The 23,781-nt window shown below is 59.4% G+C and carries 24 protein-coding genes and 1 riboswitch; of the genes, 8 read left to right on the top strand and 16 right to left on the bottom strand.

The annotated features are described in order from the left end of the window. Positions 1-49: 49 nt before the first annotated feature. A riboswitch (cobalamin riboswitch) is annotated at positions 50-285 on the bottom strand. 154 nt (positions 286-439) lie between these two features. Both QFW87_RS08705 and QFW87_RS08700 read left to right on the top strand, forming a co-directional pair. Then, positions 440-1,024, top strand: a complete 585-nt coding sequence (locus QFW87_RS08705) for a hypothetical protein (RefSeq protein ID WP_283183631.1) — start codon at positions 440-442, stop codon at positions 1,022-1,024. Positions 1,025-1,092: 68 nt separating this feature from the next. After that, a complete protein-coding gene (locus QFW87_RS08700; protein ID WP_283190275.1) occupies positions 1,093-2,406 on the top strand; it encodes a sorbosone dehydrogenase family protein in 1,314 nt (437 codons plus the stop codon). Positions 2,407-2,410: 4 nt separating this feature from the next. On the opposite strand, the gene QFW87_RS08695 is transcribed toward QFW87_RS08700, so the two are convergent. The 6 genes from QFW87_RS08695 to QFW87_RS08670 form a co-directional block, all read right to left on the bottom strand. Beyond that, positions 2,411-3,064, bottom strand: coding sequence for a class I SAM-dependent methyltransferase (locus QFW87_RS08695; RefSeq protein ID WP_283183629.1), 654 nt, complete (start codon positions 3,062-3,064; stop codon positions 2,411-2,413). 15 nt (positions 3,065-3,079) lie between these two features. Beyond that, positions 3,080-3,616: a C40 family peptidase gene (locus tag QFW87_RS08690; protein ID WP_129442324.1), complete on the bottom strand. Its 537-nt coding sequence runs from the start codon at positions 3,614-3,616 to the stop codon at positions 3,080-3,082. Between the two features lie 165 nt (positions 3,617-3,781). Further along, positions 3,782-4,432, bottom strand: coding sequence for an NlpC/P60 family protein (locus QFW87_RS08685; RefSeq protein WP_129442322.1), 651 nt, complete (start codon positions 4,430-4,432; stop codon positions 3,782-3,784). A 215-nt stretch (positions 4,433-4,647) separates the two neighbouring features. After that, positions 4,648-5,352 carry a DnaA regulatory inactivator Hda gene (gene hda / locus QFW87_RS08680; protein ID WP_008148645.1) on the bottom strand — a complete coding sequence of 235 codons (705 nt, stop codon included), beginning with the start codon at positions 5,350-5,352 and terminating at the stop codon, positions 4,648-4,650. A gap of 230 nt (positions 5,353-5,582) precedes the next feature. Then, positions 5,583-6,656 (bottom strand): AI-2E family transporter, encoded by a 1,074-nt coding sequence (locus tag QFW87_RS08675; protein WP_283190274.1) that lies wholly within the window; start codon positions 6,654-6,656, stop codon positions 5,583-5,585. A gap of 39 nt (positions 6,657-6,695) precedes the next feature. Further along, positions 6,696-7,754, bottom strand: a complete 1,059-nt coding sequence (locus QFW87_RS08670) for a DUF2066 domain-containing protein (RefSeq protein WP_283190273.1) — start codon at positions 7,752-7,754, stop codon at positions 6,696-6,698. Between the two features lie 382 nt (positions 7,755-8,136). Between QFW87_RS08670 and purM the strand changes: the two genes are divergently transcribed. The 3 genes from purM to QFW87_RS08655 are packed head-to-tail and all read left to right on the top strand — an operon-like array spanning position 8,137 to position 10,579. After that, entirely contained in the window at positions 8,137-9,195 is a 1,059-nt protein-coding gene (gene purM, locus QFW87_RS08665; RefSeq protein ID WP_283183626.1) for a phosphoribosylformylglycinamidine cyclo-ligase, read from the top strand. A gap of 11 nt (positions 9,196-9,206) precedes the next feature. Further along, a complete protein-coding gene (purN, locus tag QFW87_RS08660) occupies positions 9,207-9,857 on the top strand; it encodes a phosphoribosylglycinamide formyltransferase (protein WP_008148637.1) in 651 nt (216 codons plus the stop codon). 8 nt (positions 9,858-9,865) lie between these two features. Further along, on the top strand, positions 9,866-10,579 hold the full coding sequence (locus QFW87_RS08655; protein WP_283183625.1) for a DUF3108 domain-containing protein: 714 nt from the start codon (positions 9,866-9,868) through the stop codon (positions 10,577-10,579). Positions 10,580-10,642: 63 nt separating this feature from the next. On the opposite strand, the gene QFW87_RS08650 is transcribed toward QFW87_RS08655, so the two are convergent. The 3 genes from QFW87_RS08650 to QFW87_RS08640 form a co-directional block, all read right to left on the bottom strand. After that, the gene (locus QFW87_RS08650) at positions 10,643-11,821 is read right to left on the bottom strand and encodes a PLP-dependent aspartate aminotransferase family protein (RefSeq protein WP_283183624.1); all 1,179 of its coding nucleotides are present in this window, start codon (positions 11,819-11,821) and stop codon (positions 10,643-10,645) included. Then, positions 11,818-13,194 (bottom strand): pyridoxal-phosphate dependent enzyme, encoded by a 1,377-nt coding sequence (locus QFW87_RS08645; protein ID WP_283183623.1) that lies wholly within the window; start codon positions 13,192-13,194, stop codon positions 11,818-11,820. Before QFW87_RS08645 ends, QFW87_RS08650 begins: the two co-directional genes overlap by 4 nt. A gap of 169 nt (positions 13,195-13,363) precedes the next feature. Next, positions 13,364-14,989: a methyl-accepting chemotaxis protein gene (locus QFW87_RS08640; RefSeq protein WP_283190272.1), complete on the bottom strand. Its 1,626-nt coding sequence runs from the start codon at positions 14,987-14,989 to the stop codon at positions 13,364-13,366. 252 nt (positions 14,990-15,241) lie between these two features. Here QFW87_RS08640 and QFW87_RS08635 point away from each other — a divergent pair, with 252 nt between their 5' ends. Both QFW87_RS08635 and QFW87_RS08630 read left to right on the top strand, forming a co-directional pair. Next, complete coding sequence (locus QFW87_RS08635) at positions 15,242-15,658, top strand: OsmC family protein (RefSeq protein WP_283183621.1); 417 nt, start codon at positions 15,242-15,244, stop codon at positions 15,656-15,658. A 61-nt stretch (positions 15,659-15,719) separates the two neighbouring features. Further along, complete coding sequence (locus QFW87_RS08630) at positions 15,720-16,583, top strand: pirin family protein (protein ID WP_283190271.1); 864 nt, start codon at positions 15,720-15,722, stop codon at positions 16,581-16,583. A 208-nt stretch (positions 16,584-16,791) separates the two neighbouring features. On the opposite strand, the gene QFW87_RS08625 is transcribed toward QFW87_RS08630, so the two are convergent. The 4 genes from QFW87_RS08625 to QFW87_RS08610 form a co-directional block, all read right to left on the bottom strand. After that, on the bottom strand, positions 16,792-17,520 hold the full coding sequence (locus QFW87_RS08625; protein WP_283190270.1) for a dienelactone hydrolase family protein: 729 nt from the start codon (positions 17,518-17,520) through the stop codon (positions 16,792-16,794). A 66-nt stretch (positions 17,521-17,586) separates the two neighbouring features. Then, positions 17,587-19,491 (bottom strand): molecular chaperone HtpG, encoded by a 1,905-nt coding sequence (htpG, locus tag QFW87_RS08620; protein ID WP_283190269.1) that lies wholly within the window; start codon positions 19,489-19,491, stop codon positions 17,587-17,589. A 96-nt stretch (positions 19,492-19,587) separates the two neighbouring features. After that, the gene (locus tag QFW87_RS08615; protein WP_283183617.1) at positions 19,588-20,025 is read right to left on the bottom strand and encodes a PaaI family thioesterase; all 438 of its coding nucleotides are present in this window, start codon (positions 20,023-20,025) and stop codon (positions 19,588-19,590) included. Next, positions 20,022-20,498 carry a PaaI family thioesterase gene (locus QFW87_RS08610; RefSeq protein WP_283183616.1) on the bottom strand — a complete coding sequence of 159 codons (477 nt, stop codon included), beginning with the start codon at positions 20,496-20,498 and terminating at the stop codon, positions 20,022-20,024. Before QFW87_RS08610 ends, QFW87_RS08615 begins: the two co-directional genes overlap by 4 nt. 157 nt (positions 20,499-20,655) lie before the next feature. Between QFW87_RS08610 and QFW87_RS08605 the strand changes: the two genes are divergently transcribed. Continuing rightward, complete coding sequence (locus tag QFW87_RS08605; protein WP_283183615.1) at positions 20,656-20,889, top strand: hypothetical protein; 234 nt, start codon at positions 20,656-20,658, stop codon at positions 20,887-20,889. Positions 20,890-20,966: 77 nt separating this feature from the next. On the opposite strand, the gene QFW87_RS08600 is transcribed toward QFW87_RS08605, so the two are convergent. The 3 genes from QFW87_RS08600 to brnQ all read right to left on the bottom strand — a co-directional run bounded on the left by QFW87_RS08600 (position 20,967) and on the right by brnQ (position 23,577). Then, positions 20,967-21,368 carry an MAPEG family protein gene (locus tag QFW87_RS08600; protein ID WP_283183614.1) on the bottom strand — a complete coding sequence of 134 codons (402 nt, stop codon included), beginning with the start codon at positions 21,366-21,368 and terminating at the stop codon, positions 20,967-20,969. After that, positions 21,368-22,105: a DUF599 family protein gene (locus QFW87_RS08595; RefSeq protein ID WP_008148609.1), complete on the bottom strand. Its 738-nt coding sequence runs from the start codon at positions 22,103-22,105 to the stop codon at positions 21,368-21,370. The genes QFW87_RS08600 and QFW87_RS08595 overlap by 1 nt, the downstream gene beginning before the upstream one ends. A 158-nt stretch (positions 22,106-22,263) precedes the next feature. After that, positions 22,264-23,577, bottom strand: coding sequence for a branched-chain amino acid transport system II carrier protein (brnQ, locus tag QFW87_RS08590; protein WP_283190268.1), 1,314 nt, complete (start codon positions 23,575-23,577; stop codon positions 22,264-22,266). Positions 23,578-23,781: the final 204 nt, after the last annotated feature.

Genomic DNA, 23,781 nt, shown 5'->3' with positions numbered 1-23,781 from the left:
CGGGCAGGCACAAGAATAGACGGCAAAAAGCCTGGCATCGCCCACCGTGATGCCGCTGGATGGATCAGGCCGGTCTCCGGGCTCATGAGCGGCGTTTTGCCTGACTGCGCGCCTTCCCATGTCGACAGTCGACACAGTGGCTCAAGGCGCAGTCTTCACTCATTTACCGTTGCGGGGGCAGCGCCGGGATCATGGCTCTTCGTCATTTGAAGATCGTCACTCACCGGCTTCCCTGTTTCACTCTGTCGACCAAGGTCACAGAGCACCTGAAACAAGCCGCGAAGGTTAGAGGGTTGGGGATGGAGCGTCAATTGAAGACGGGCGGCCTGCGAGCGAATAACTGCCGCCGATCAATTATCTGACGCCAATCTTGTGCCACACTCTCAGCAGTGATATCAAAGAGCCATAACCTCACAACACAATAACAAGGGTGAGCCGCATGCAAGGCATGATCATCAGCAATCCGAAGCTGGAATTCCTGCGCCCGGTGCTGGAACGCTGGTTTGACTGTATCGACCGCTACAACGCCGTGCGCGGCGATAACGACACGCCTTACTGGTTCGACGAAAAGGCCAACCTGGGCCTGCTTTCCGCCGCGGCCTGGATGGCAGAAATGGTTACGCTGCAACAAACACCGACCCGTAAACAGACCGAAGAAGGCGAACGCAATGGCCGCGCCGACCTGTTTATCGCGACCAGCGAAGAACGCGCTTACCTTCAGGCGACCCAGCGCTGGCCACGCGTCAACAGCCTGAACCTGACTCAAGCATTGCAGGACATCACCAGCGACGCCAAGCGCATCAGCTACGCCAGCGACCTGAAACTCGGCTGCCTGTTCGTTGCGCCGCAAAAGGCCCAACAAAGCGCTACTCCGGAAGAACTCCAGGACATGGTCGACGACCTGCAAAAGGAACACACCTGCGCGGTGGCCTGGTATTTCCCCTACGCGTATCGCAAGTTGCGCAACGAAGCCGGCAACTATCACCCCGGCATCGCCGTGCTGTTCAAGGAAGCCCGCGGCTGACCGGTTGAACCATCGCGCACCTGCGCTTCTCTATTGATTAGGTCAATGCATTCATAGGGAAGATCAGCATGCGCAAGCCTCAGCTCGCTCTCGTCATCGTGCTCGCCGGAGGGCTTGCCGCCTGTGGTGAAACCTCCAGGCTGCAAGTCTCCGACGGCACCGGCCCGTCACCCAAGCTACCAGAACCCAACAAAACCCTGATCCCGACAGTGAACATCGCCCCGGCGATTGGCTGGCCGGACGGCGCGAAACCTATCGCCGCGACGGGGACTCAGGTGGCGGCTTTTGCTGATGGTCTCGACCACCCGCGCTGGCTCTACGTGTTGCCCAACGGCGACGTGCTGGTCGCCGAAACCAACGCACCACCCAAACCCGATGACGGCAAAGGTATTCGTGGCTGGGTCATGGGCAAAGTCATGGGCCGTGCCGGCGCCGGCGTACCGAGCCCGAACCGCATCACGCTGCTGCGGGACAAGGATCACGACGGGGTCGCCGAAACCCGCACGGTGTTCCTGGAAAACCTCAACTCGCCCTTCGGCATGACCCTGGTCGGCAATGACCTGTACGTCGCTGACACAGACCGCTTGCTGCGCTTCCACTATGAAAACGGCGAGACGGCGATCAAGTCACAGCCGATGAAGGTGATCGACCTGCCGGGCGGTACGCTGAATCATCACTGGACCAAAAACGTCATCGCCAGCAAGGACGGCAGCAAGCTGTACGTCACGGTGGGTTCCAACAGCAACGTGGCCGAAAACGGCATGGACAAGGAAGAAGGTCGCGCGGCGATCTGGGAAGTGGATCGCGCCACCGGCAATCATCGAATCTTCGCCTCGGGGATTCGTAATCCAAACGGCCTGGCCTGGGAACCTCGAAGCGGCGCACTGTGGACGGCGGTTAACGAGCGCGATGAAATCGGCAGTGATCTGGTGCCCGACTACATCACTTCAGTGAAGGACGGCGGGTTCTACGGCTGGCCTTACAGTTATTACGGTCAGCACGTCGACATCCGCGTCGAGCCGCAAAACCCCGACCTGGTGGCCAAGGCCATTGCGCCGGACTACGCGGTCGGCCCGCATACCGCATCGCTGGGCCTGACGTTTGCTGAAGGCAACAGACTGCCGGCGCAGTTCAAGGAAGGGGCGTTCATCGGCCAGCATGGCTCATGGAACCGTAAACCGCACAGTGGCTATAAAGTGATTTTTGTACCGTTCAGCGCAGGGAAGCCGACTGGACAGCCGGTGGATGTGCTTACTGGTTTCCTCAATGACGAGGAAAAAGCCATGGGCCGGCCGGTGGGTGTGGTGATTGACCAGCAGGGTGATTTGTTGGTGGCGGATGACGTGGGCAACAAGGTGTGGCGCGTGTCGGCGGCCAAGTAAACGCCTAACGCTTGCGGCACAGTGTCAATCCATCGCCCAATGGCAACAGCGACAGATCCACACGCGGGTCATCCTTCAAGGCGCGATTGAGCGCCTGGATGGCTCGGGTGTCTTCGCTCTCGGGATTGTCCTCAAGCACCCGGCCACTCCACAGCGTGTTATCAAACACCGCCAGACCGCCGATGCGCAGCAGACGTAATGCGTGCTCCAGATAGCGTGGGTAGTTGGCTTTGTCGGCATCGATGAAGATCAGGTCGAATGGCACTTGCTGATCCAGCTGAGCCAGGGTTTCCAGCGCGGGCGCCAGACGCAGATCGATCCGCTCGGCAAGACCCGCCTCCTGCCAGTAACAGCGCGCGATGGCGTTGTAGTCGCCGGGTATGTCACAGCAGATCAGCGAACCGTCATCCGGCAATGCAGCCGCCATGCACAACGCGCTGTAACCGGTGAAGGTGCCGATTTCCAGCAGACGCTTGGCACCGGTGAGTTTCACCAATAGCGCGAGGAATTGCCCCTGCTCCGGCGCCACCTGCCAGCGAGCCATGGGCAGCGCCTGGGTTTCGTCACGCAAACGCTTGAGCAACGGCGTTTCGCGCAATGAAACGTCGAGCAGGTATTGATACAGAGAATCGTCGAGATTGAGGGTGCGAGCGGTCATGACAACCTCTGCAATTTATGGGTTGCGTGCCAAGTGCTCAGGTTGCAAGACGCGCTTGGCACTCAGATAGGCTTTCTGCCAGTAAGCTTTGGACAAGCTGTCGAGCTTCACCGTGCCGCCGGTGGCCGGCGCATGGACGAAGCGACCTTCGCCGACGTAGATCCCGGCGTGACTGACCTGAGAACCGCCATTGGTGGCGAAGAAGATCAGGTCACCGGTTTGCAGGCCTTCCTTGCCCACGCTGGCCGCCTGCATGCTGATCATCTCGCGCGTGGTACGCGGCAGAGAAATGCCGGCGACGTCACGATAGACATAACCGATCAGCCCGCTGCAATCGAAACCCGAATCCGGCGTGTTGCCACCCCAACGATACGGCGTGCCCACCAGGCCGAGCGCGCGGAACAATACGTCTTCTGCCTCAGGGGAGAATGCTTGGGAGGAACTGAAAATAATGGGAGCGCGAACCACCGGCGCAGGAGGCGGTGTACGGCTGGCGCAGGCGCTGAGCAGCGCTGCGAAGAACATGATTGCGAGGCGGGCCGACGTCGACATATGCAGAGCATCCTGATCTGGCTGCGGCTTTTTCTGCAGGGGGCGCAGAAAAGAAAACCGCCTGCGCAGGACGCAGGCGGTTTGCCATCAATAATAGATCAGGATTCTAGCTGCTACGTGGCAAACTTCAAGTAAGACTTTAAGTTCACCTTACAAAAAGTCCGTTTACTTGCGAGCCGTGACGATCGTCGGGGCCGCAGTCGGTGCCATCGCCAGTGCGCGCTTGGCTTCGATGAAGGTTTTGCTCCAGTAGCTGTCGCCCAGGCTATCGATCCGGACACCACCGCTTTTACGGCTGCTGGAATGGATGAACTGGTTGTCACCCAGGTAGATCCCGGCGTGACTGACGCGGCCGCGACGGCCATTGGTGGCGAAAAACAGCAAGTCGCCCGGCTCCAGTTTGCTGCGAGAAACCAGCGGAGCGTCGACGTTGATCATTTCGCGAGTGGAGCGTGGCAGGTTCAGGCCGGCTTCTTCACGAAACAGGTAACCGATGAAGCCGCTGCAATCAAAGCCAGCTTCGGAGGTGCCGCCGAAACGGTAACGGGTACCTATCAGGGACATGCCGCGTTCGAGGATGCTGTCAGCAAGAACGGGAAGCTGGTACGACTTGCCGCCGGCGAAGTCTGCCAGTTCTTTTTCGGTGGCCGCCTCTTCCTGGAAAAGAGCTTGCTGATAAAGAGCGGAAGATTGGGCGGTAGCAGAATTCTTAACCTGCTGTTGTTGCTCTTGCTGGGACACTGGGGAGTGAGCAGCGCAACCGAACAACAGGGTGACGAGTGCGAGGGGCACGAGGGGTGCAAAGCGATTTAGCATGGGCACGACCGTGACTGATAGTTCTAAAGAAGCCGAGACTATGCCTACTATCATCCTCATTTGCAAATTCAATCGAACTTTATGTGACTTCTTGGTTTCGCGTTTACATCTAAGCGCTGAAGCCCGTTTTAGACAGTCGCGCAGCCTGCAACCCTGTAGGAAAGCGAAATTCTTGACGCCTGAAATATGCCTAAACCCGCTGCAGGCCCTTGGTTTTACCAGCCTAACGTTTCTTTCAGGAACGGAATTGTCAGCTTGCGCTGAGCTTGAAGGGAGGCCTGATCGAGACGCTCAAGCAGCTCGAAAAGTGCACTCATGCTGCGCGTACCGCGGGTCAAAATAAAATGCCCGACTTCATCGGTCAGGTGCAATCCACGACGAGATGCCCGCAGTTGCAAGGCACGCAATTTGTCTTCGTCGGAGAGCGGACGCATCTGAAAGATCAGCGCCAACGTCAGACGGGATTTGAGGTCCGCCAGCTTCACCGGCAGCTCACGCGGGGATGTCGAAGCGGCGATCAACAGGCGTCGACCGCTGTCACGCAGACGATTGAACAGATGGAACAGCGCCTCTTCCCAATCCGCCCGACCGGCCACCGCCTGCAAATCATCCAGGCAGACCAGTTCGTACTGTTCGAGGTTGTCGAGGATGGCGATGCCGCGATCAAGCAGTTCGGCCAACGGCAAATACACCGCCGGCTCCCCCAGCTGTTCAAAGCGCAGGCAGGCCGCCTGCAACAAATGCGTACGCCCTACCCCGTCCTTGCCCCAGAGATAAATCAGGCTTTCGGTCCAGCCGGCGTCGGCTTCGCATAGCCGCTCGACATAGCCGAGTGCAGCGGCATTGGCGCCTGGATAGTAATTGATAAAGGTAGCGTCATCACGCAGACGCACACCTAGGGGCAGCTGAATCGGTTTCATGCTGACTGAACAGTTCCAAAGGAACCGTTAGTGGCCTCTGTGTAAAGTTTGCGAAGTTTATACCCGTGAGGCGGGTCGCACAATGCGACAGACCACAAGCAAAATCAAAGGTTTGCGTTAACGCCCTGGTTTTATGACAGTTTCTTTGGCGGCGCATGTGACAGCCGCGCGAGGGATTCGGGTCAACCTGGCATGGAACCAGGCTGCCCGCGATGCTTGATCAGGCCCTGTTAAATCTCGGGCTCATCAACCCCGCTGTACATACCCGAATCTTTATACAAATCATGCATATGGCGAACCAGCACCATGATCACCGCCGCCACTGGCAATGCCAGCAGCACACCGGTAAATCCGAACAGTTCGCCCCCTGCCAGAATCGCGAAGATCACCGCCACCGGGTGTAGACCGATCTTGTCCCCCACCAACAATGGCGTCAGCACCATGCCTTCCAGCGCCTGCCCCACCATGAACACCGCGACGATACCGAACATGGGATACAGATCGCCGCCGAACTGGAACAGACCGGCAATCAAGGCCGCGCCGATCCCGATGACAAACCCCATGTACGGCACGATCGCCGCCAGACCGGCAATCAACCCGATCAACAGCCCTAGCTCCAGCCCTACCAACATCAGGCCGGCCGCGTAGATCACGCCCAATGCCACCATGACCAGCAACTGCCCGCGCACGAATGCACCCAGCACTTCATGGCATTCACCTGCCAGGGTCACGACACGCTCTTCGCGATCACGGGGCAGCAGGCTGCGGATCTTGGCCATCATCAGGTCCCAGTCCCGCAGCAAATAGAAGACCACCACCGGGATCAGCACCAGATTCGCCAGCAAGCCAATCAATGCGAGGCCGGAGGCCGTTGCCTGACTCAGCACAACACCGACAATGTCAGTGGTTTGGCCCATGTGCTCACTGATCGCAGCCTTGAGCTTGTCGAACTTCCAGAAATTATCCGACAGTCCAAATTTCGATTGCGCCCACGGCAGTGCGGTGTGCTGCAACCAATCGAGCATCTGCGGCGTCAGTTCGTACAAACGAAACAGCTGCTTGGCGAGCATCGGTATCAACACCAGCAGCAAGGTCGTGAAGATCAGGGTGAACAGCGCAAACACCGCCACCACGCCCCAGGTCCGAGACAGGCCGGCCTTCTCCAGCCGATCCACCAGCGGATCGAACAGATAGGCCAGCAGCAACGCGACCAGGAACGGGGTCAGAATCGGATGCAACAACCAGACAAACACGCAGAGCAGAACCACCCCACCCAACCAGAACCAACGCCGCGTATCGGCCATGTACCACTCCATATGCATCTATATAAAGAAAGAAAACCGTTACCAACGGAATCGCAACTGCGGCACAGGTGCCGGAGTCGGCGCTACTACCGGTGCCGAACCCTCGGCCGGCTGAGCCGGTGCTACTGGCGCCGGCGCTTCACCGGCTGGAACTTCCTGCAACTTCGCCAACGACAATTGCGCCCTCAATTGCTCGGCGCTGCCATTGACCCGGTAGAGAATCCGGTCGCCGTCGACACTTTGCAGACGCGCACCAAACGGCTCCAGCAAGCGCCCAAGTGCCGCGTAACGCTCCAGGTTCACGCCCTGCACTTCGAGCAATTGTTCACCCGAAGCACCTGGCTTGACCACAAAACGAGGCGCCAGCCGTTGACTGACTGCCAGCATCACCGCATCAGCCACAGCAGCCTGATCCGCGCCCTGAACACTGCCCGCCTCCTTCTTGTCGCCCAGCCACAACTGCCACTTGGCCTGCCACTGTCCGCCCTCTTCACGGGCATGCACCGCGAGCAAGGCGTCAGCGTTGTAACGCTCCGATGCGCCGCGCAGTGGCGTCGCGTCCGTACCTTCCAGATTCGGTGCCGTGGCGACAATCTGCTCACTCAGATCCGCCAGCGGCAGGCGCAGCGGCAAACCACGGTGTTGCGCTGCTCGACGCAGCGGTGCAGCACTGGCCTGCCCATCGCCGACCAGACTCGAACCCTCGGTGGAATCGTTCAACCACCAGCCGAGGATCGAAGGCCGGTTCGCCCCCCACAACGACAGCCCGGCACGGCGTAACGCTTGCTCGGTGGTGGCCGGGTCGAAATCGATCTTCAGCACTTCCGGCGGGCCAGCGTCAAAGCCGTACTGACTGATGATTTGCTGCGGGTCCTTGCGCAGTGCCGCCAACCCCGGGCTTTGCGCAGCCTTGGGATCGCCGGTCAGACGCAACACCAACGTATCCAGCGCTTGCTGAGTCGCTTGATCGCGCACTTCCGGGGTTTGACCACTGACAGGCTGACGCACCTGATACAGGCTTTTGACGGTTTCGGCATGACTCGCCAGGCTGACCAATGACAAACAGCCCGCAAACAAAAATCTAGAAAAAAAGCGCATGGAGGATTCCTGACGACAAGAGCGGCTGGAACAGGCCGCGTGAACCGGATTGAGCAAGGCTGTGACCACGCCCCCAAGCAAAACATTCACCCGACCCCGGCAAGTTTTTGCACTGTCCTAACGATAGACGGTTAATAGCGATACCTTATACAGCCATGAAGGAGGCGGCCAACACGGGCAATGAAGGTTTTTTTAAGCTGATATGCCCCTGCCGTCGGCCTGAGGATGGCCGCTGCCCCTCAAGCCTGATAAAATCGCGCGCCTTCGCAGACCGGCAACAGCCGGGCACCCTGAAATTCGCGGATGGCAATCGCCTTCGTCAGTTTCGGTGGTCCCACTGGACTCGGTCGTTACCCCTGAATCCCCCCTAAAGGCCTGGATCATGAGCAAGCAACCCTCCCTGAGCTACAAGGACGCCGGTGTAGACATCGACGCCGGTGAAGCATTGGTCGAACGCATCAAGAGCGTCGCCAAGCGCACTGCGCGCCCGGAAGTCATGGGCGGCCTGGGCGGTTTCGGCGCCCTCTGCGAAATCCCGGCCGGCTACAAGCAGCCAGTACTGGTTTCCGGCACTGACGGCGTCGGCACCAAGCTGCGCCTGGCACTGAACCTGAACAAGCACGACAGCATCGGCATCGACCTGGTTGCCATGTGCGTGAACGACCTGGTGGTCTGCGGCGCCGAGCCGCTGTTCTTCCTCGACTACTACGCTACCGGCAAACTCAACGTCGAAACCGCGACACAAGTCGTGACCGGCATTGGCGCTGGCTGTGAATTGTCCGGCTGCTCCCTGGTTGGCGGCGAAACCGCTGAAATGCCTGGCATGTACGAAGGCGAAGACTACGACCTGGCCGGCTTCTGCGTCGGCGTCGTGGAAAAATCCGAAATCATCGACGGTTCCAAAGTCGCTGCCGGCGATGCCCTGCTCGCCCTGCCGTCTTCCGGCCCGCACTCCAACGGCTACTCGCTGATCCGCAAGATCATCGAAGTGTCAGGTGCCGACATCGAAAACATCCAGCTCGACGGCCAACCGCTGACCGACCTGTTGATGGCCCCGACCCGTATCTACGTGAAGCCGCTGCTCAAGCTGATCAAGGAAACCGGCGCGGTCAAAGCCATGGCCCACATCACCGGTGGTGGCCTGCTGGACAACATCCCGCGCGTTCTGCCAAAAGGCGCACAAGCCGTGGTTGACGTCGCGAGCTGGACCCGACCTGCCGTGTTCGACTGGCTGCAAGAGAAAGGCAACGTCGACGAAAACGAAATGCACCGCGTGTTGAACTGCGGCGTCGGCATGGTCATCTGCGTCGCTCAAGAGCACGTAGAAACCGCGCTGAACGTCCTGCGTGAAGCCGGCGAGCAGCCTTGGGTCATCGGTCAGATCTCCACCGCTGCCGAAGGCGCGGCCTCGGTTGAACTGAAGAACCTCAAGGCACACTGATGCAAGAGCGGATGTCCCAGACCTGTGATGTGGTGGTGCTGTTGTCCGGCACCGGCAGTAACTTGCAGGCCTTGATCGACAGCACGCGGACCGGCGACAGCCCGGCCCGCATCGCTGCGGTGATTTCCAACCGCGCCGACGCCTACGGCCTGCAACGCGCCAGGGACGCGGGTATCGACACCCGCACCTTGGATCACAAGGCTTTCGAAGGCCGCGAGGCCTTCGATGCCGCGCTGATCGAACAGATCGACGCGTTCAACCCCAAACTCGTGGTACTGGCCGGCTTCATGCGCATTCTCAGCGCTGACTTCGTGCGCCACTACGCGGGTCGCCTGCTCAACATCCATCCCTCGCTGCTACCCAAATACAAAGGGTTACACACGCATCAGCGCGCGCTGGAAGCCGGCGATACCGAACACGGCTGCTCCGTGCACTTCGTCACCGAGGAACTCGATGGCGGACCACTGGTCGTACAGGCAGTAATACCGGTAGAGTTGCACGATTCGCCGCAGAGTCTGGCGCAGCGAGTTCATACCCAGGAACACCTGATCTACCCGTTGGCTGTACGCTGGTTTGCCGAAGGTCGTTTATCACTCGGCGAGCAAGGTGCTTTACTGGATGGAAAGTTACTCGCGGCCAGCGGCCACTTGATTCGAACCTAGGAGATTTTATGCGTCGCGCCCTGCTCTTCGCTTGCGCTCTGCTCGCACTGCCATTTGCGCAGGCTGCAGAACTTCAACCTTTCTCCGCCAGCTACACCGCTGACTGGAAGCAGTTGCCCATGAGCGGCACCGCTGAACGCAGCCTGACCAAGCAAGCCAACGGCGCCTGGAAGCTCAGCTTCAAGGCCTCGATGATGATCGCCAGCCTGACCGAAGAAAGCACCCTGACCCTGGACAAGGATACCCTGCTGCCGCAGTCCTACCACTTCGAACGTGGCGGCCTGGGCAAAGCCAAGAAGGCTGACCTGGATTTTGACTGGACCAACAAAATGGTCACCGGCACCGATCGCGGTGACCCGGTCAAGATCCCGCTCAACCGCGGCATGGTCGACAAATCCACTTATCAGCTCGCCCTGCAGCACGACGTGGCCGCTGGCAAGAAAAGCATGAGCTATCAAGTCGTCGACGATGGTGAAGTCGATACCTATGATTTCCGCGTGCTGGGTTCGGAAAAGGTCGACACCAAAGCTGGCCAGATCGAAGCAATCAAGGTCGAGCGCGTGCGCGACCCGACACAAAGCAAGCGCATCACCGTCCTGTGGTTCGCCAAAGACTGGGATTACCTGCTGGTTCGTCTGCAACAGGTTGAAACCGACGGCAAGGAGTACAACATCATGCTCCTCGACGGTACGGTCAACGGCAAGGCTGTCAAAGGCAACTGATCCGGCCCGACACAAAAATCCGGAATCCGATAAGGGTTCCGGATTTTTTTTGCCTGCTGAAATTCAGATCCGCGCCAGCGCCTGTGCCAGGTCGGCGCGCAGGTCTTCGACATCCTCGACCCCCACGGACAACCGCACCAACGCATCACCGATGCCGAGTTGCGCACGAGTATCCGCGGGGATGCTGGCGTGGGTCATGATCGCCGGGTGCTCGATCAGGCTTTCCACACCGCCCAGGCTCTCGGCCAAGGCAAAGATCCGTACACTCTCGAGGAAACGCGTGGCACCGGCCAGGTCGGTGTTCAGGTCGAGGGATATCATCCCGCCGAAACCGCGCATCTGCCGCTGCGCCAGTTCATGCTGCGGGTGCGACGGCAGCCCCGGATAATAGACGCGCGCCACCTGCGGTTGACGCTCCAGCCATTGCGCCAGGTCCAGCGCGTTGTTGCAGTGGCGTTCCATGCGCAGCGCCAGGGTCTTAACGCCGCGCAAGGTGAGGAAAGCGTCGAACGGCCCGGCGATCGCGCCCACCGCGTTCTGCAGGAAGCCCAGGCGCTCCGCCAGGTCTGCGTTTTGTCCGACCACCGCGATGCCGCCGATCACATCGGAGTGGCCGTTCAGGTATTTGGTGGTCGAGTGCAGCACGATGTCGAAGCCCAGCTCCAGCGGGCGCTGTATCCATGGGCTGGCAAAGGTGTTGTCGGCCACACAAATGATGCCTCGCTGGCGGCAGATGCGGGCGATGGCAACGAGGTCAGTGAGGCGCAGCAAAGGATTGCTCGGCGTCTCGACCATGACCATCCGCGTGTCGTCCTGCAGCGCCGCTTCGAAGGCCGACACATCAGTCAGGTCGACGAAGCTGAAGCGATGCCCGGCGCTGCGCCGGCGCACTTTATCGAACAGGCGGAAAGTACCGCCGTACAGGTCATTGCCAGAGACGATGTGCGAATCAGCATCGAGCAATTCGAGCACGGTGGAAATCGTCGCCAGCCCGGAGGCGAACGCGAAGGCCTGGGTGCCGCCTTCGAGGTCCGCAACGCAACGCTCCAGCGCAAAGCGCGTCGGGTTGTGCGAGCGCCCGTAGTCGAAGCCTTTGTGCACTCCGGGGCTCTGTTGCAAATAGGTGGAGTTGGCATAAATCGGCGGCATCAGCGCGCCGGTGGAAGGGTCGGGCGTTTGCCCGGCATGGATCACACGGGTGGCGAAGGCGCGTGGCACAGCGTTTTCATCGTGTTGACTCATGTAAGCGATCTCCGTAGGTGAATGAGCATGTCGACTCGAGTAATCAAGCCGTAGAAGCCCGAAGCGTCGGCGATGATCGCCACCAGCCCACGGTCGAGCTCCGCCCGTAGTTCCGCCAGACTGGCGCTTGGAGGCAGGGTTTGCAGCTGATCGGTCATCGCGCTGGCCACGCTCGCGCGAAAGTGCGAAGCATCTTCTTGCATGCCAAGCAGAATGTCGGACTCGTCGATCACACCGACCAGCCGCTGCCCGCCCTCCAGCACCGGCAGTTGCGACACATCAGCCAGGCGCATGCGCTGGAACGCGGTGAGCAGCGTATCGTCCGGGCCCACGCTGATCACCCGGCCATCCTCAAAGCGCCGTGAGATCAGGTCGCGCAGATCGCCGTAATGTTTGTACTGCAGCAGGCCCTGATCGTTCATCCACTGGTCGTTATAGACCTTTGACAGGTAGCGTGTGCCGGTGTCGCAGACGAAGCTGACGACCCGCTTCGGCTCGGTTTGCTCGCGGCAGTAACGCAGCGCCGCCGCCAGCAGTGTGCCCGTCGAGGAACCGCCGAGAATGCCTTCGGCGCGCAGCAGTTGGCGGGCATGATCGAAGCTTTCCTCATCGCTGATCGAATACGCGTGGCGCACGCTGGACAGGTCGGCAATCGACGGAATGAAGTCCTCGCCGATGCCCTCCACCGCCCAGGAGCCGGGCGTGCTCATGGTGCCGCTGCGGCTGTATTCGGCCATCACCGAGCCGACCGGATCGGCCAGCACCATGACCAGCTCCGGCTGCACGCGGCGAAAGAAACGGGTCAGCCCGGTCAGCGTACCGGCCGAGCCAACGCCGACGACGATGGCGTCCAGATCATGCTGAGTCTGCGCCCAGATCTCCGGCGCGGTGCTGCATTCGTGGGCCAGCGGGTTGGCCGGGTTGTTGAATTGATCGGCGAAGAAAGCGTCGGGAATTTCCAGCGCCAGCCGCGCCGCAACGTCCTGGTAGTAATCGGGATGGCCCTTGCCGACGTCGGAGCGGGTAATGTGCACCTCGGCGCCCATCGCCTTGAGGTGCAAAACCTTCTCGGTGGACATCTTGTCCGGCACCACCAACACCACTCGGTAACCCTTGGCACGGCCGACCAGGGCCAGGCCAAGGCCGGTGTTGCCGGCGGTCGCCTCAACGATGGTGCCGCCGGGACGCAAGCGGCCATCGCGCTCGGCGGCGTCGATCATCGCCAGGCCGATGCGATCTTTGATCGAACCGCCGGGGTTCTGCGATTCGAGTTTGAGGAACAGCGTGCACGGGCCGGTATCGAAACGGCTGACGCGCACCAGCGGCGTATTGCCGATCAGTTCGAGTACGGCGGGTCGGGAGTCGGTGGGCATGTCGTCACCTCGCTACGCAAATCAGCACTGGATGGACAGCAACCGGCGGCGAGTCATCGCGCGCCAGTCGCAGGCAAAGCATCGCTTGGACCATAGGCCGGGATGGCGCCACCCGCAACCTTGCACAGCCAGCCGGTAGCGTCGCAGGAACGACAAATCCGCTCGGCGTTCAGACCGAAAACCGCGCCACCATCGTATTCAGATCGACCGCCAACCGAGACAGCTCCTGGCTCGCGGCACTGGTTTGATTCGCCCCGGCCGACGTCTGCAACGCCAGATCGCGAATGTTCATCAGGTTGCGATCCACCTCGCGCGCGACAGCCGCTTGTTCCTCTGAGGCGCTGGCGATCACCAGGTTGCGCTCATTGATCAGGGTAAACGCCGTGGCGATTTCCTCCAGCGCCGTGCCGGCGGCTTTCGCCACTTCCAGGGTCGAACGCGCGCGCGTGTTGCTCTGCTGCATCGAGCTGACCGCAGCGTCGGTGCCTTGCTGGATGCCAGTAATCATCTGCTCGATTTCCTGGGTCGATTGCTGCGTCCGGTGCGCCAGCGCCCGCACTTCATCGGCCACCACCGCAAAGCCGCGCCCGGCACTCCCGGCCCGCGCCGCTTCGATGGCCGCGTTCAGGGCCAGCAAGTTCGTCTGCTCGGCAATCGAGCGAATCACATCCAGGACTTTGCTGATGCCATAGACTTTCAGCGCCAAGTCCTCGACCTGGGTCGCATTGGCCGTGACATCGTCGGCCAGGGATTCGATGGACAACACGGTCTGATGCACCTGCTCGCGACCGTGCTGGGCGATCCGGTCGGATTCCCGAGACGCTTCGGACGTGGCCACCGCATTGCTCGCCACCTCCTCCACCGCAGCGGTCATCTGATTCACCGCCGTGGCGGCCTGGTCGATTTCCAGGCTCTGCTGATGCAGGCCCCGGGTGGCCTCTTCAGTCACACAACTGAGTTCTTCCGAGGCCGAGGCCAATTGGCTGGATGAGTCGGAGATACGCCGCAGGGTTTCGCGCAAACTCCCCTGCATGCTTTTGAGCGCGTGCAACAGCCGCGCCGGCTCGTCCTTGCCGGTGATGCTGATATCACCGGTGAGATCGCCGCCAGCCACCCCTTCAGCCACCTTCAACGATTGGGAAAGCGGCACGACGATGCTGCGGGTCAGCAGCAGCGCCAGGCCGATGGTCATCAGCGCCGTCAGGCCGATCATCACCCCGACCCAGACCCGCGAATGGCTGAACACCTGGCGCCCCGCCTCCGTCGCCAGGTTAGCGTTGTGTTTGTTCAGTTCGACCAATGCCTTGAGGGTGGCGGCGATTTCATCGGCCAACGGACTCATCTCGCCATTGAGGATGGCGGCCGCCTCTTCCACCCGTCCCTGAGCAGACAGCGTCATCACCTGCGTCTGAAACTGCAGGTAGTGTTGCTCCGAGACTTTGAAGCGGTCGAACAGCACACGCTCTTCGGGCAGCACGATCAGCGCGTCATACCACTGCTGAGGCTCACCCAGGACGCCTTTGAGCTCGTCGAGTTTGCTGACGTTTTGCGCCAGCGCCTGCGGGTCCCGATTGATCAGCAGGCGCATGGTCAATGCCCGCAGCCGCAGCATGTCCTGATTCATCTCCCCGACCGCCATCACGCTGGGCAGCCAGTTGTCATCGACCTGATCGGACTGCGCGCGCATTTTCGACATTTGCAGCAGGGCGAACGCCCCCAATCCAAACACCATCAACGCCAGCAGGCCAAAACCCAGGCCCGCGCGCGGCGCAATATTGAGACTTCTGATACTCATTGCTCTGGTTCCTTCCATAAGCGCTGCATCAACCCTGCAGCGGGTTGCTTTAGAAGGTATCGGCCCGGGAAAATTTTGCGTAAGACGAAAACGTGATATCAAAACGCCCAACTACTTCGATCGACGGGCGGTAACGATTCAGCGCTCGGGAATGGGCACGCAAGAAAGTGGAACGCGTAACAGGAGGAGTGCTCTATAACTTCAAGGTCTTTTTTGACCGAATGACTTTTCCTGTTGCCTACGAGGTTTCCCATGACTGTCACCGTCAACACCGTCTCCACCGAAGGTTTTCGTCACAGCGTACAGATTGATGACCATGAACTCTTTGCCGACGTACCGACACTCGCCGGCGGCGAAGGCTCGGCGCCCGAGCCACACGATTACTTCGACGCGGCCCTGGGTGCCTGCAAGGCCCTGACCCTGAAGATGTACGCGAAGAAGAAAGACATCCCTTTGACCGGTATCACGGTCGAAGTCAAACGTGACAACAGTGAAGAGCAGAAAGGTAAATATGCCCTCCACGTCAAACTGACACTCAAAGGTGTGCTCACCGACGCTCAGCGCGATGAGCTGCACCGCGTGGCCGACCGTTGCCCGGTCCACAAGTTGATGACCACCACCGACGTCAGCATCGAAACGCACCTGTCTGAAGGTGCCTTCAGCCAATAGCGGCAAGGGCTGCGCAAGCGGGTTATGCTCCACGCATTACCCGCTCAGCCTGGAATGCAGCATGAACACTCCGCTCGTGATCCGTCCCCGCGCCGAAGATGTCGAAGGCCAGCCAATTCTTCGCCCACTGCCGTCAGCCAAATGCCGCAGCGTCGGGCCTTTCGTGTTTTTCGACCATATGCTCGAAACCCGTTATGGGGCGGGAAAAGGCATGAACATCCGTCAGCATCCGCACATTGGTCTGTCGACCCTCACGTACTTGTTCGAAGGAAAAATCCAGCACAAGGACAGCCTCGGTTCTGACCAAGTGGTGGAGGCCGGTGATGTCAGCTGGATGACGGCGGGCAGCGCGATTGCCCACGTCGAGCGCACGCCCGAGGCGTTGAAAGACAGCGGCTTCACCATGCACGGTTTACAGATTTGGCTGGCCTCACCAAAAGATAAAGAGCACGGTCCCGGACACTACAGTCACCATCCGGCGGCCACGCTGCCGGTCAGCGATAACCTGGGGGTGAAGATCCGGATGATTGCCGGGTCAGGCTTTTGCCTGGAATCACCGGTCCCGGTGCTTTCTCCAACGCTATATGCCGAATTGAACCTGCAAACGGCGACCACCTTGCTGATTCCAACCGAGCATGAAGAGCGGGCGTTGTATGTGCTGGACGGCGAGGTGCAACTGGATGGCGAGCTGATAGATCCGCATTCGCTGGTGGTGTTGCCGGTTGGGGAAGAGATGACGCTGTTCGCTGAAAGCGACTGTCATGCCGTGCTGTTTGGTGGTGCGCCGCTGGATGGGCCGCGCCGGATCAACTGGAACTTCGTGGCGAGCGATCCGGCGTTGATCGATGAAGCGCGGCGACGTTGGGCGGCCGGGGATTGGCCGACGGTGCCGGGGGAAAGTGACAGGATTGAGTTGCCTCGGTAGGTAGCGTCAGGCTGAAAATCGACCCCTCACCCCAGCCCTCCCGAAACGTCGGACCGCCCCAATGGGGAGAGGGGGAAAGGGGAGCAGATCGGGGGCTTTTTCAAACTGAGTTCGACTCAATCTTTCAGGTCGCAATATTTCAAACATCCCCATAGGTCAGTCCCCTCTCCCTCCGGGAGAGGGTTAGGGTGAGGGAAGCTTTTCGCTTTTAGCCTTTAAACACTTCATCCAGCAAGTTGTGCATCGACGCAAACGCACGCCCCGCCGTCTTCGCGTCATACATCATCATGCCCGGCACATTGGCATGCGGATCGGTGAAGGAGTGCACCGCGCCGCCGTAGCTCAGCAGTTGCCAATCCACGCCCGCCGCGCTCATTTCATCTTCAAACGCCGGCAACTGCTCTTTCGGCACCAGTGGGTCGGATGCACCGTGCAGCACCAACACCGAACCTTTGATGTTCCTGGCATCCGCCGGATTCGGCGAATCCAGAGTTCCGTGGAAAGACACCGCTGCTTTCACCGGCGCGCCGGTGCGAGCCAGGTCCAGGGCGCAGCAACCGCCGAAGCAGAAACCAAACGTCGCCAGCTTCGAGGTATCGACCGCCGCTTCGTCCTGGATTTGCAACTGATCGAACGCTGCTTGCATGCGTTTGCGCAACAACGGCCGGTCATGCTGGAGCGGCATCATGGCTGCACCCGCCTCGTCGCCGTTCTGCGGACGGACCGACTGGCCGTAGAGGTCCGCGATCAGCACCACATAACCCTTGGACGCCACAGACTTGGCAATTTCCTCGGCACCGGCGCTGACGCCCATCCAATTCGGCGCCATCAACAGGCCGGGGCGTGGGCCTTTGTGGTCGGCATCGAACGCCAGACGGCTTTCATACGACTGGCCATCAATCTGATAAGTGACGGAACGAACAGTGATCTGGCTCATGACTAACTCCCAGTAAAAGACACCAGAATAAAAAAACCCGCCGAAGCGGGTTTTTGTACAACGCAGTTAAACCGACAGTTCAACCAGCAGCTTGTTGAGGCGGCGCACGTACGCGGCCGGGTCTTTCAAGCTGTCGCCGGCGGCCAGCGCCGCCTGATCGAAGAGAATGTGCGACAGGTCGCCGAAGCGTTCGTCGCTCTGCTCGTTGTCGAGCTTCTCGATCAGCGGGTGAGCCGGGTTGAATTCGAAGATCGGCTTCGATTCCGGAACCTTCTGACCGCTGGCTTCCAGGATCTGACGCATCTGCATGCCCAGGTCCTGCTCGCCGATGGCCAGAATCGCCGGGGAGTCGGTCAGACGATGGGAAACCCGCACTTCAGCGACGGAATCGCCCAGCGCAGTTTTCAGTCGCTCAACCAGACCTTCTTTGGACTTGGCGACTTCTTCCGCAGCTTTCTTGTCTTCTTCCGAATCCAGGTTGCCCAGGTCCAGGTCACCCCGCGCCACGTCGACAAAGCTCTTGCCGTCGAAGTCGCTGAGGTAGCTCATCAGCCACTCGTCGATGCGGTCGGTCAACAGCAGCACTTCGATGCCTTTCTTGCGGAAGACTTCCAGGTGCGGGCTGTTCTTGACTTGCGCGTAGGTTTCGCCGGTCAGGTAGTAGATCTTGTCCTGACCTTCCTTGGCGCGAGCCAGGTATTCGGCCAGACCCACCACTTGCTCGCCTTCATCACCGCTGGTCGATGCGAAACGCAGCAGGCCAGCGATTTTCTCTTTATTGGAGAAGTCTTCTGCCGGGCCTTCTTTCATGACCTGGCCAAAGTTTTTCCAGAAGCTCTTGTATTGCTCAGGCTCGTTCTTCGCCAGCTTTTCCAGCATGTCGAGAACGCGCTTGGTCAGCGCCGACTTCATGGAATCGATGATCGGGTCTTTCTGCAGGATTTCCCGCGACACGTTCAGCGACAGGTCATTGGAATCGACCACGCCTTTGATGAAGCGCAGGTACAGCGGCAGGAACGACTCTGCCTGATCCATCACGAACACGCGCTGCACGTACAGTTTCAAGCCTTTCGGCGCTTCACGCTGGTACAGATCGAATGGAGCACGAGCCGGCACGTAGAGCAGCGAGCTGTATTCGAGCTTGCCTTCGACCTTGTTGTGGCTCCAGCTCAGCGGGTTTTCGAAGTCATGAGCGACGTGTTTGTAGAACTCCTGGTATTCCTCGTCTTTCACTTCAGTGCGAGGGCGAGTCCACAGGGCGCTGGCGCGGTTGACGGTTTCCCATTCAACGGCCGGTTGCTCTTCGCCTTCAACGGCTGCCACTTCTTTCGGCAACTCGATCGGCAGAGCGATGTGGTCGGAGTACTTCTTGATGATGTTGCGCAGACGCCAGCCATCGGCGAATTCGTCTTCACCGGACTTCAGGTGCAGGACGATGCGAGTGCCGCGCTCGGCTTTATCAACGGTGGCAACTTCAAAATCGCCTTCACCCTTGGACGACCAGTGCACGCCTTCGGTGGCAGCAGCACCGGCACGACGGCTGAACACGTCGACTTTATCGGCGACGATGAATGCAGAGTAGAAACCCACACCGAATTGACCGATCAGGTGCGAGTCTTTTTTCTGATCGCCGGAGAGATGTTTCATGAAATCGGCAGTGCCGGATTTGGCGATGGTACCCAGGTGGGTGATCGCATCTTCACGGCTCATGCCGATACCGTTGTCTTCGAGGGTGACGGTTTTAGCGTCCTTGTCGAAGCTCACACGGATTTTCAGTTCGGCGCCACCTTCCAGCAACTCAGGCTTGGACAGGGCTTCGAAACGTAACTTGTCGACAGCGTCAGAGGCGTTCGAGATCAATTCGCGAAGGAAAATTTCCTTGTTGGAATACAGCGAATGGATCATGAGGTGCAGCAGCTGCTTCACCTCGGTCTGGAAGCCCAGGGTTTCCTTTTGAGTTTCCACACTCATGGTCATCAAACTCCAATCAGATGGCAGTGGCCGCGACCTGAAGGGTCGGCGGCGGGTTGTCATCAAAGTTGGGGGCTGAGTTCAGGATTTCAAGGGCTATTCAATTTTGAAATGGGCGCGGGCTGTGGCAATCGGTTCGGCTTCAGTGCTTTGCCAGGCCGTAATCGCAACGTTGGCGACCCGGCGACCCTGCCGGCAAACCTGGCATCTGGCCCAGGTGTCGCGAAACTGCCCGGCGCGCAGATAGTCGAGGGAGAAATCGATGATCTTCGGCACACCCGGCGAACCGGTGAAAATCAGCAGGTGCAGCGCTGCGGACAACTCCATGAACCCGGCGATCACGCCACCATGAATCGCCGGCAATAAGGGGTTACCAATGTTGTCCTTGTTGGCCGGCAAGCGAAACAGCAGATCATCCCCCACCCGCGAACATTCGATGCCGATCAATTTGGCGTAGGGAATCAGGTGCAGCAGTGAGGCGTAGTCGCCCTGCTCATGTGCCTGCTGAAGTTGTTCCTTGAAGGAATCGGTCATTTCGCACCTCCGGCGATGACGCCGCCAAAGCCTTTGGTGCCCTTGATGGCTTTGCCCATGCGCATGAAGGTACCCACCACATGGGCGATGGGCTGCTCGGGGTCGTCCTGGTAGGCGAAACCGCGAGCAAAGATCACATCCGTGGTCACCCGGTAGCACTGGGCAAAACCGTAGACATCTTTATGCGGCTCGGCGGCGTGCATGTAGTCGATGCGCAGGTCGAGGGTCGGACAAACTTCGAATTCGGGCAGCACGCAGAGGGTGGACATGCCGCAGGCCGTGTCCATCAGCGAGGTCAGCGCCCCGCCGTGAATCACGCCGGTTTGCGGGTTGCCAACAATTTGAGGACTATACGGCAGGATGACCGTTAGCCCATCAGCGCTGGCGCTGTGAACCCGCAGCCCAAGTACCTGACAATGTCGCAGCGCCGATAAAAATCGTGTAGCGCGCTCAAAAACGGGGTTTTCGGCCATTTTGATAAAACTCTTCTTAGTGTTCAGGCAACGCACTAGGCGTTTCAGTAAAAGTTCCCGTCGGAATAAACTTATATATCTGTATGATTTGAGGAACTTAACGCTATGGGCTGTGCTCTTAAGGTCAGTAGATATTTTCCATAAGGAGAAACACCCCATGCGTAAGACTTTAGCTGTTGCCTTGATGTTGACCGCTTCCCTCGGTCTCGCAGCCTGCGATAAAAAATCCGAGGACAAAGCTCAAGATGCTGCCAAACATGCTGAGCAAGCTCAGCAAGACATGAGCAAAGCTCAGGATAAAGTGAACGACGCTGCGAAAGAAAACGCCGAAGCCGCCAAAGCTCAGGCTGAATCGGATGCAGCGGCAGCAAAAGAAGCACCTAAAAACTAAAACAGTTTTTAGCGTGAGAAAGAAAACCCGCCAAGTGCGGGTTTTCTTTTGCCTGCTGTTTTTTTGCACTGCAGGCGTTACAGCAAAATAGTTTTAAAAGTCGGACTAATCATCAACAGCAACGAACACACTAGTCCGACGAACCATACCAGGCTGCGCTGCCAGGCCAGATCAACCCAATAGCACAGCAAATAAATGATTCGCGTAATCACGAAGATGATTGCCAGCAAGTCGATCAGCCACCCCGCTGTCTGCGTGGTGTGAGCCATCAACACCCCCACCGCGAACAGAATGAACGCCTCAAAACAGTTTTGATGAGCCGCCAACGCACGAGCACCGAAGCCTGTCAGTTGCGCCTGTTGCTGACGCGGCAAGTGGTTGTCGTAACCACCCTGGTCATTCATCGCCTTGGCCACGGGAATCTTTGCCACAAAAATCAGCAAGGCACTGATAAACACACACCAGAACGGAATACTCATCAAACAGCCTCTTTAATCGCCTCGGGCAATGGTGCCTCTGTAGGTGTATAGACCATCACGTCCAGAACGTCGGAATGAAACTCCCGGCGATACAACACCAGCACCACGCCGGCACTCATCAACATGAACAACCACGGGCTGACGAACCAGGCCAGCATGGTCATGCCGAAGTAGTAAGAGCGCAGTCCGAAGTTGAACTGGTTGGCGGCCATGGAAATGACGCGGGCCGCCCGGGCAGCAAAGGCTTTGCGCTCTTGTTCGGAAACGTGACGCTCACCGACCATGGGCGCTGAGCCAACCAGAATTGCCGCAAAGTTGTACTGGCGCATGCACCAACTGAACGTAAAGAACGCATAGACAAATACCAGCGCCAGGCACAGTAACTTGATCTCCGACATTCCCTGGGACGCCTGTTGCACCATCGGGATATCCGCCAACAACGACACCGCCCGTTCGGAGGCTCCGAGCACCGTGAGAATGCCGGCCAGGATAATCAGTGTGCTGGAGGCGAAGAACGAGGCGTTGCGCTCCAGGTTACCGATCACGCTGGCGTCAGCGATGCGGTTGTCGCGCAACAGCATGCGGCGCATCCAGTCTTCGCGATAAAGGTGCAGCACGCTGGCCAGGCACGCGGTGTCGCGGCCCTTCCACGTCGCATAACGGGTGTAGCCGCCCCAGCAGATGGCGAACCAGAGTGCAGCGAGGATGTGGATCATGTTGGCGTGGATGAACGACATGCAGGTCCTTGTGATGTGTTTGGCAAAGCAAGTAGTGCTTCGACGTTAGCTCAAGGAAAAAGACACTGCACCGACTCCAAAAAAAATGCCCCGTATCGATTGATACGGGGCATTTCCATGTGTGTTCACGACCCGCTTGTGGCGGGCCATGAAGCGGCTTAAGCCAGTGCTTCTTCGCGCTTGCCCAGCAGGCGATCGCAAACCACCGCGACGACCAGGGTCATGACCGACGGCACCAGCCAGGCCAGGCCTTGCTCGCTCAGCGGCAGGTGGGACAACTGAGTCGGCATCCAGTCCGCTAGACCCGCGCCCTTGAGGGCGTCGATCAAACCGAAGATGAACGACACCAGCATCACCGGACCGACGATGCGGCCCTGCTCATGCCAGAAGTCCTTGCAGAAGCTCAGGGCGACCAGGGCAATGCACGGCGGGTAGATCGCGGTCAGCACCGGGATTGAGAACGCAATCAGCTTGGTGAGGCCCAGGTTGGACACCAGCAGGGAGAACGCGGCCAGGATGATGACCAATGTCTTGTAGGACAGCGGCAGCACACGGCTGAAGTATTCGGCGCAGGCGCAGGTCAGACCCACCGCCGTCACCAGACAGGCCAGGGAGATCAGCACCGCCAGAAAACCGCTGCCCAGAGAGCCGAAGGTGTGTTGCACGTAAGCGTGCAACACCGCCGCGCCGTTGGTGGCACCCGCGGCCACTTCATGGCTGCCCGAACCGAGACGGAACAGGCTGACGTAAACCAGCGCCAGACCCACGCCGGCAATCAGCCCGGCGATGATCGCGTAACGAGTAATCAACACCGGCGACTCCACGCCACGGGAGCGGATTGCGTTGACAATGACAATGCCAAATACCAGTGCGCCCAGAGTATCCATGGTCAGGTAACCATTGATGAAGCCTTGGGAGAACGGTGCCGCCACGTATTCCGGGGTGGCCACGCCGACATCACCGGCCGGCAATGCAAACGCGGCGATGCCGAGCGCGGCCAGGGCGATGATCTTCAGCGGTGCGAGGAAACGTCCTACGGTATCCAGCAGCCGGCCCGGATAGAGCGAGATGAAAAACACCAGCAGGAAGTACACCGAGCTGTAGAGGAACAGCGCCAGCGGGCTCTCGCCGGTCAGCGGCGCCAAGCCGACTTCGAATGACACGCTGGCGGTGCGCGGTGTCGCGAACAGCGGGCCGACAGCGAGGTAGCACGCAGCAGCCAGCAGGCCACCGGCGACTTTCCCGATCGGGCTGCTCAAGGCATCCATGGCGCCACCGACCTTGGCCAGGGCGACGACGGTGATCACCGGCAGACCGACCGCAGTGATCAGAAAGCCCAGCGCCGCCATCCAGACATTTGGACCGGACTGCAGACCGACAATAGGCGGGAAGATGATGTTGCCAGCCCCGACAAACAGGGCAAACGTCATAAAACCAAGTGCCAGGATGTCCTGGCCTTTCAACACTTTCATTAAGGAAATACCACACTACTGAATCGGAATTTAGAGAGGGATTTCCCTGAGGGGTGAGGGAAATGCTGTCGGTCCGTATAGGACTGACCCGTTTAGCGCGTAGCAACCTTGTGGGCCGCGGACGCAAAAATGGCTGCTAGCCTAACGAATTTGCCCGACAAACGCACTGTTAGGGTGCGATATGTCCGATGCGCGACATTTCCG

It is taken from the genome of Pseudomonas sp. PMCC200344, from assembly GCF_030053095.1.
GTDB classification, from domain to species: domain Bacteria; phylum Pseudomonadota; class Gammaproteobacteria; order Pseudomonadales; family Pseudomonadaceae; genus Aquipseudomonas; species Aquipseudomonas svalbardensis.
This window is presented reverse-complemented; position numbering and strand designations above follow the sequence as displayed.

What these genes read in the sequence shown, in the direction of transcription:
- QFW87_RS08650 (WP_283183624.1), bottom strand. Translation starts at nt 11,821, where the DNA reads ATGAGTCAACACGATGAAAACGCTGTGCCACGCGCCTTCGCCACCCGT.
- QFW87_RS08700 (WP_283190275.1), top strand. Translation starts at nt 1,093, where the DNA reads ATGCGCAAGCCTCAGCTCGCTCTCGTCATCGTGCTCGCCGGAGGGCTT.
- htpG (WP_283190269.1), bottom strand. Translation starts at nt 19,491, where the DNA reads ATGAGTGTGGAAACTCAAAAGGAAACCCTGGGCTTCCAGACCGAGGTG.
- QFW87_RS08595 (WP_008148609.1), bottom strand. Translation starts at nt 22,105, where the DNA reads ATGTCGTTCATCCACGCCAACATGATCCACATCCTCGCTGCACTCTGG.
- hda (WP_008148645.1), bottom strand. Translation starts at nt 5,352, where the DNA reads ATGAAACCGATTCAGCTGCCCCTAGGTGTGCGTCTGCGTGATGACGCT.
- QFW87_RS08600 (WP_283183614.1), bottom strand. Translation starts at nt 21,368, where the DNA reads ATGAGTATTCCGTTCTGGTGTGTGTTTATCAGTGCCTTGCTGATTTTT.
- QFW87_RS08630 (WP_283190271.1), top strand. Translation starts at nt 15,720, where the DNA reads ATGAACACTCCGCTCGTGATCCGTCCCCGCGCCGAAGATGTCGAAGGC.
- QFW87_RS08690 (WP_129442324.1), bottom strand. Translation starts at nt 3,616, where the DNA reads ATGTCGACGTCGGCCCGCCTCGCAATCATGTTCTTCGCAGCGCTGCTC.
- brnQ (WP_283190268.1), bottom strand. Translation starts at nt 23,577, where the DNA reads ATGAAAGTGTTGAAAGGCCAGGACATCCTGGCACTTGGTTTTATGACG.
- QFW87_RS08675 (WP_283190274.1), bottom strand. Translation starts at nt 6,656, where the DNA reads ATGGCCGATACGCGGCGTTGGTTCTGGTTGGGTGGGGTGGTTCTGCTC.
- QFW87_RS08625 (WP_283190270.1), bottom strand. Translation starts at nt 17,520, where the DNA reads ATGAGCCAGATCACTGTTCGTTCCGTCACTTATCAGATTGATGGCCAG.
- QFW87_RS08685 (WP_129442322.1), bottom strand. Translation starts at nt 4,432, where the DNA reads ATGCTAAATCGCTTTGCACCCCTCGTGCCCCTCGCACTCGTCACCCTG.
- QFW87_RS08645 (WP_283183623.1), bottom strand. Translation starts at nt 13,194, where the DNA reads ATGCCCACCGACTCCCGACCCGCCGTACTCGAACTGATCGGCAATACG.
- purM (WP_283183626.1), top strand. Translation starts at nt 8,137, where the DNA reads ATGAGCAAGCAACCCTCCCTGAGCTACAAGGACGCCGGTGTAGACATC.
- QFW87_RS08615 (WP_283183617.1), bottom strand. Translation starts at nt 20,025, where the DNA reads ATGACCGATTCCTTCAAGGAACAACTTCAGCAGGCACATGAGCAGGGC.
- QFW87_RS08635 (WP_283183621.1), top strand. Translation starts at nt 15,242, where the DNA reads ATGACTGTCACCGTCAACACCGTCTCCACCGAAGGTTTTCGTCACAGC.
- QFW87_RS08640 (WP_283190272.1), bottom strand. Translation starts at nt 14,989, where the DNA reads ATGAGTATCAGAAGTCTCAATATTGCGCCGCGCGCGGGCCTGGGTTTT.
- QFW87_RS08655 (WP_283183625.1), top strand. Translation starts at nt 9,866, where the DNA reads ATGCGTCGCGCCCTGCTCTTCGCTTGCGCTCTGCTCGCACTGCCATTT.
- QFW87_RS08705 (WP_283183631.1), top strand. Translation starts at nt 440, where the DNA reads ATGCAAGGCATGATCATCAGCAATCCGAAGCTGGAATTCCTGCGCCCG.
- QFW87_RS08695 (WP_283183629.1), bottom strand. Translation starts at nt 3,064, where the DNA reads ATGACCGCTCGCACCCTCAATCTCGACGATTCTCTGTATCAATACCTG.
- QFW87_RS08670 (WP_283190273.1), bottom strand. Translation starts at nt 7,754, where the DNA reads ATGCGCTTTTTTTCTAGATTTTTGTTTGCGGGCTGTTTGTCATTGGTC.
- QFW87_RS08610 (WP_283183616.1), bottom strand. Translation starts at nt 20,498, where the DNA reads ATGGCCGAAAACCCCGTTTTTGAGCGCGCTACACGATTTTTATCGGCG.
- QFW87_RS08605 (WP_283183615.1), top strand. Translation starts at nt 20,656, where the DNA reads ATGCGTAAGACTTTAGCTGTTGCCTTGATGTTGACCGCTTCCCTCGGT.
- purN (WP_008148637.1), top strand. Translation starts at nt 9,207, where the DNA reads ATGTCCCAGACCTGTGATGTGGTGGTGCTGTTGTCCGGCACCGGCAGT.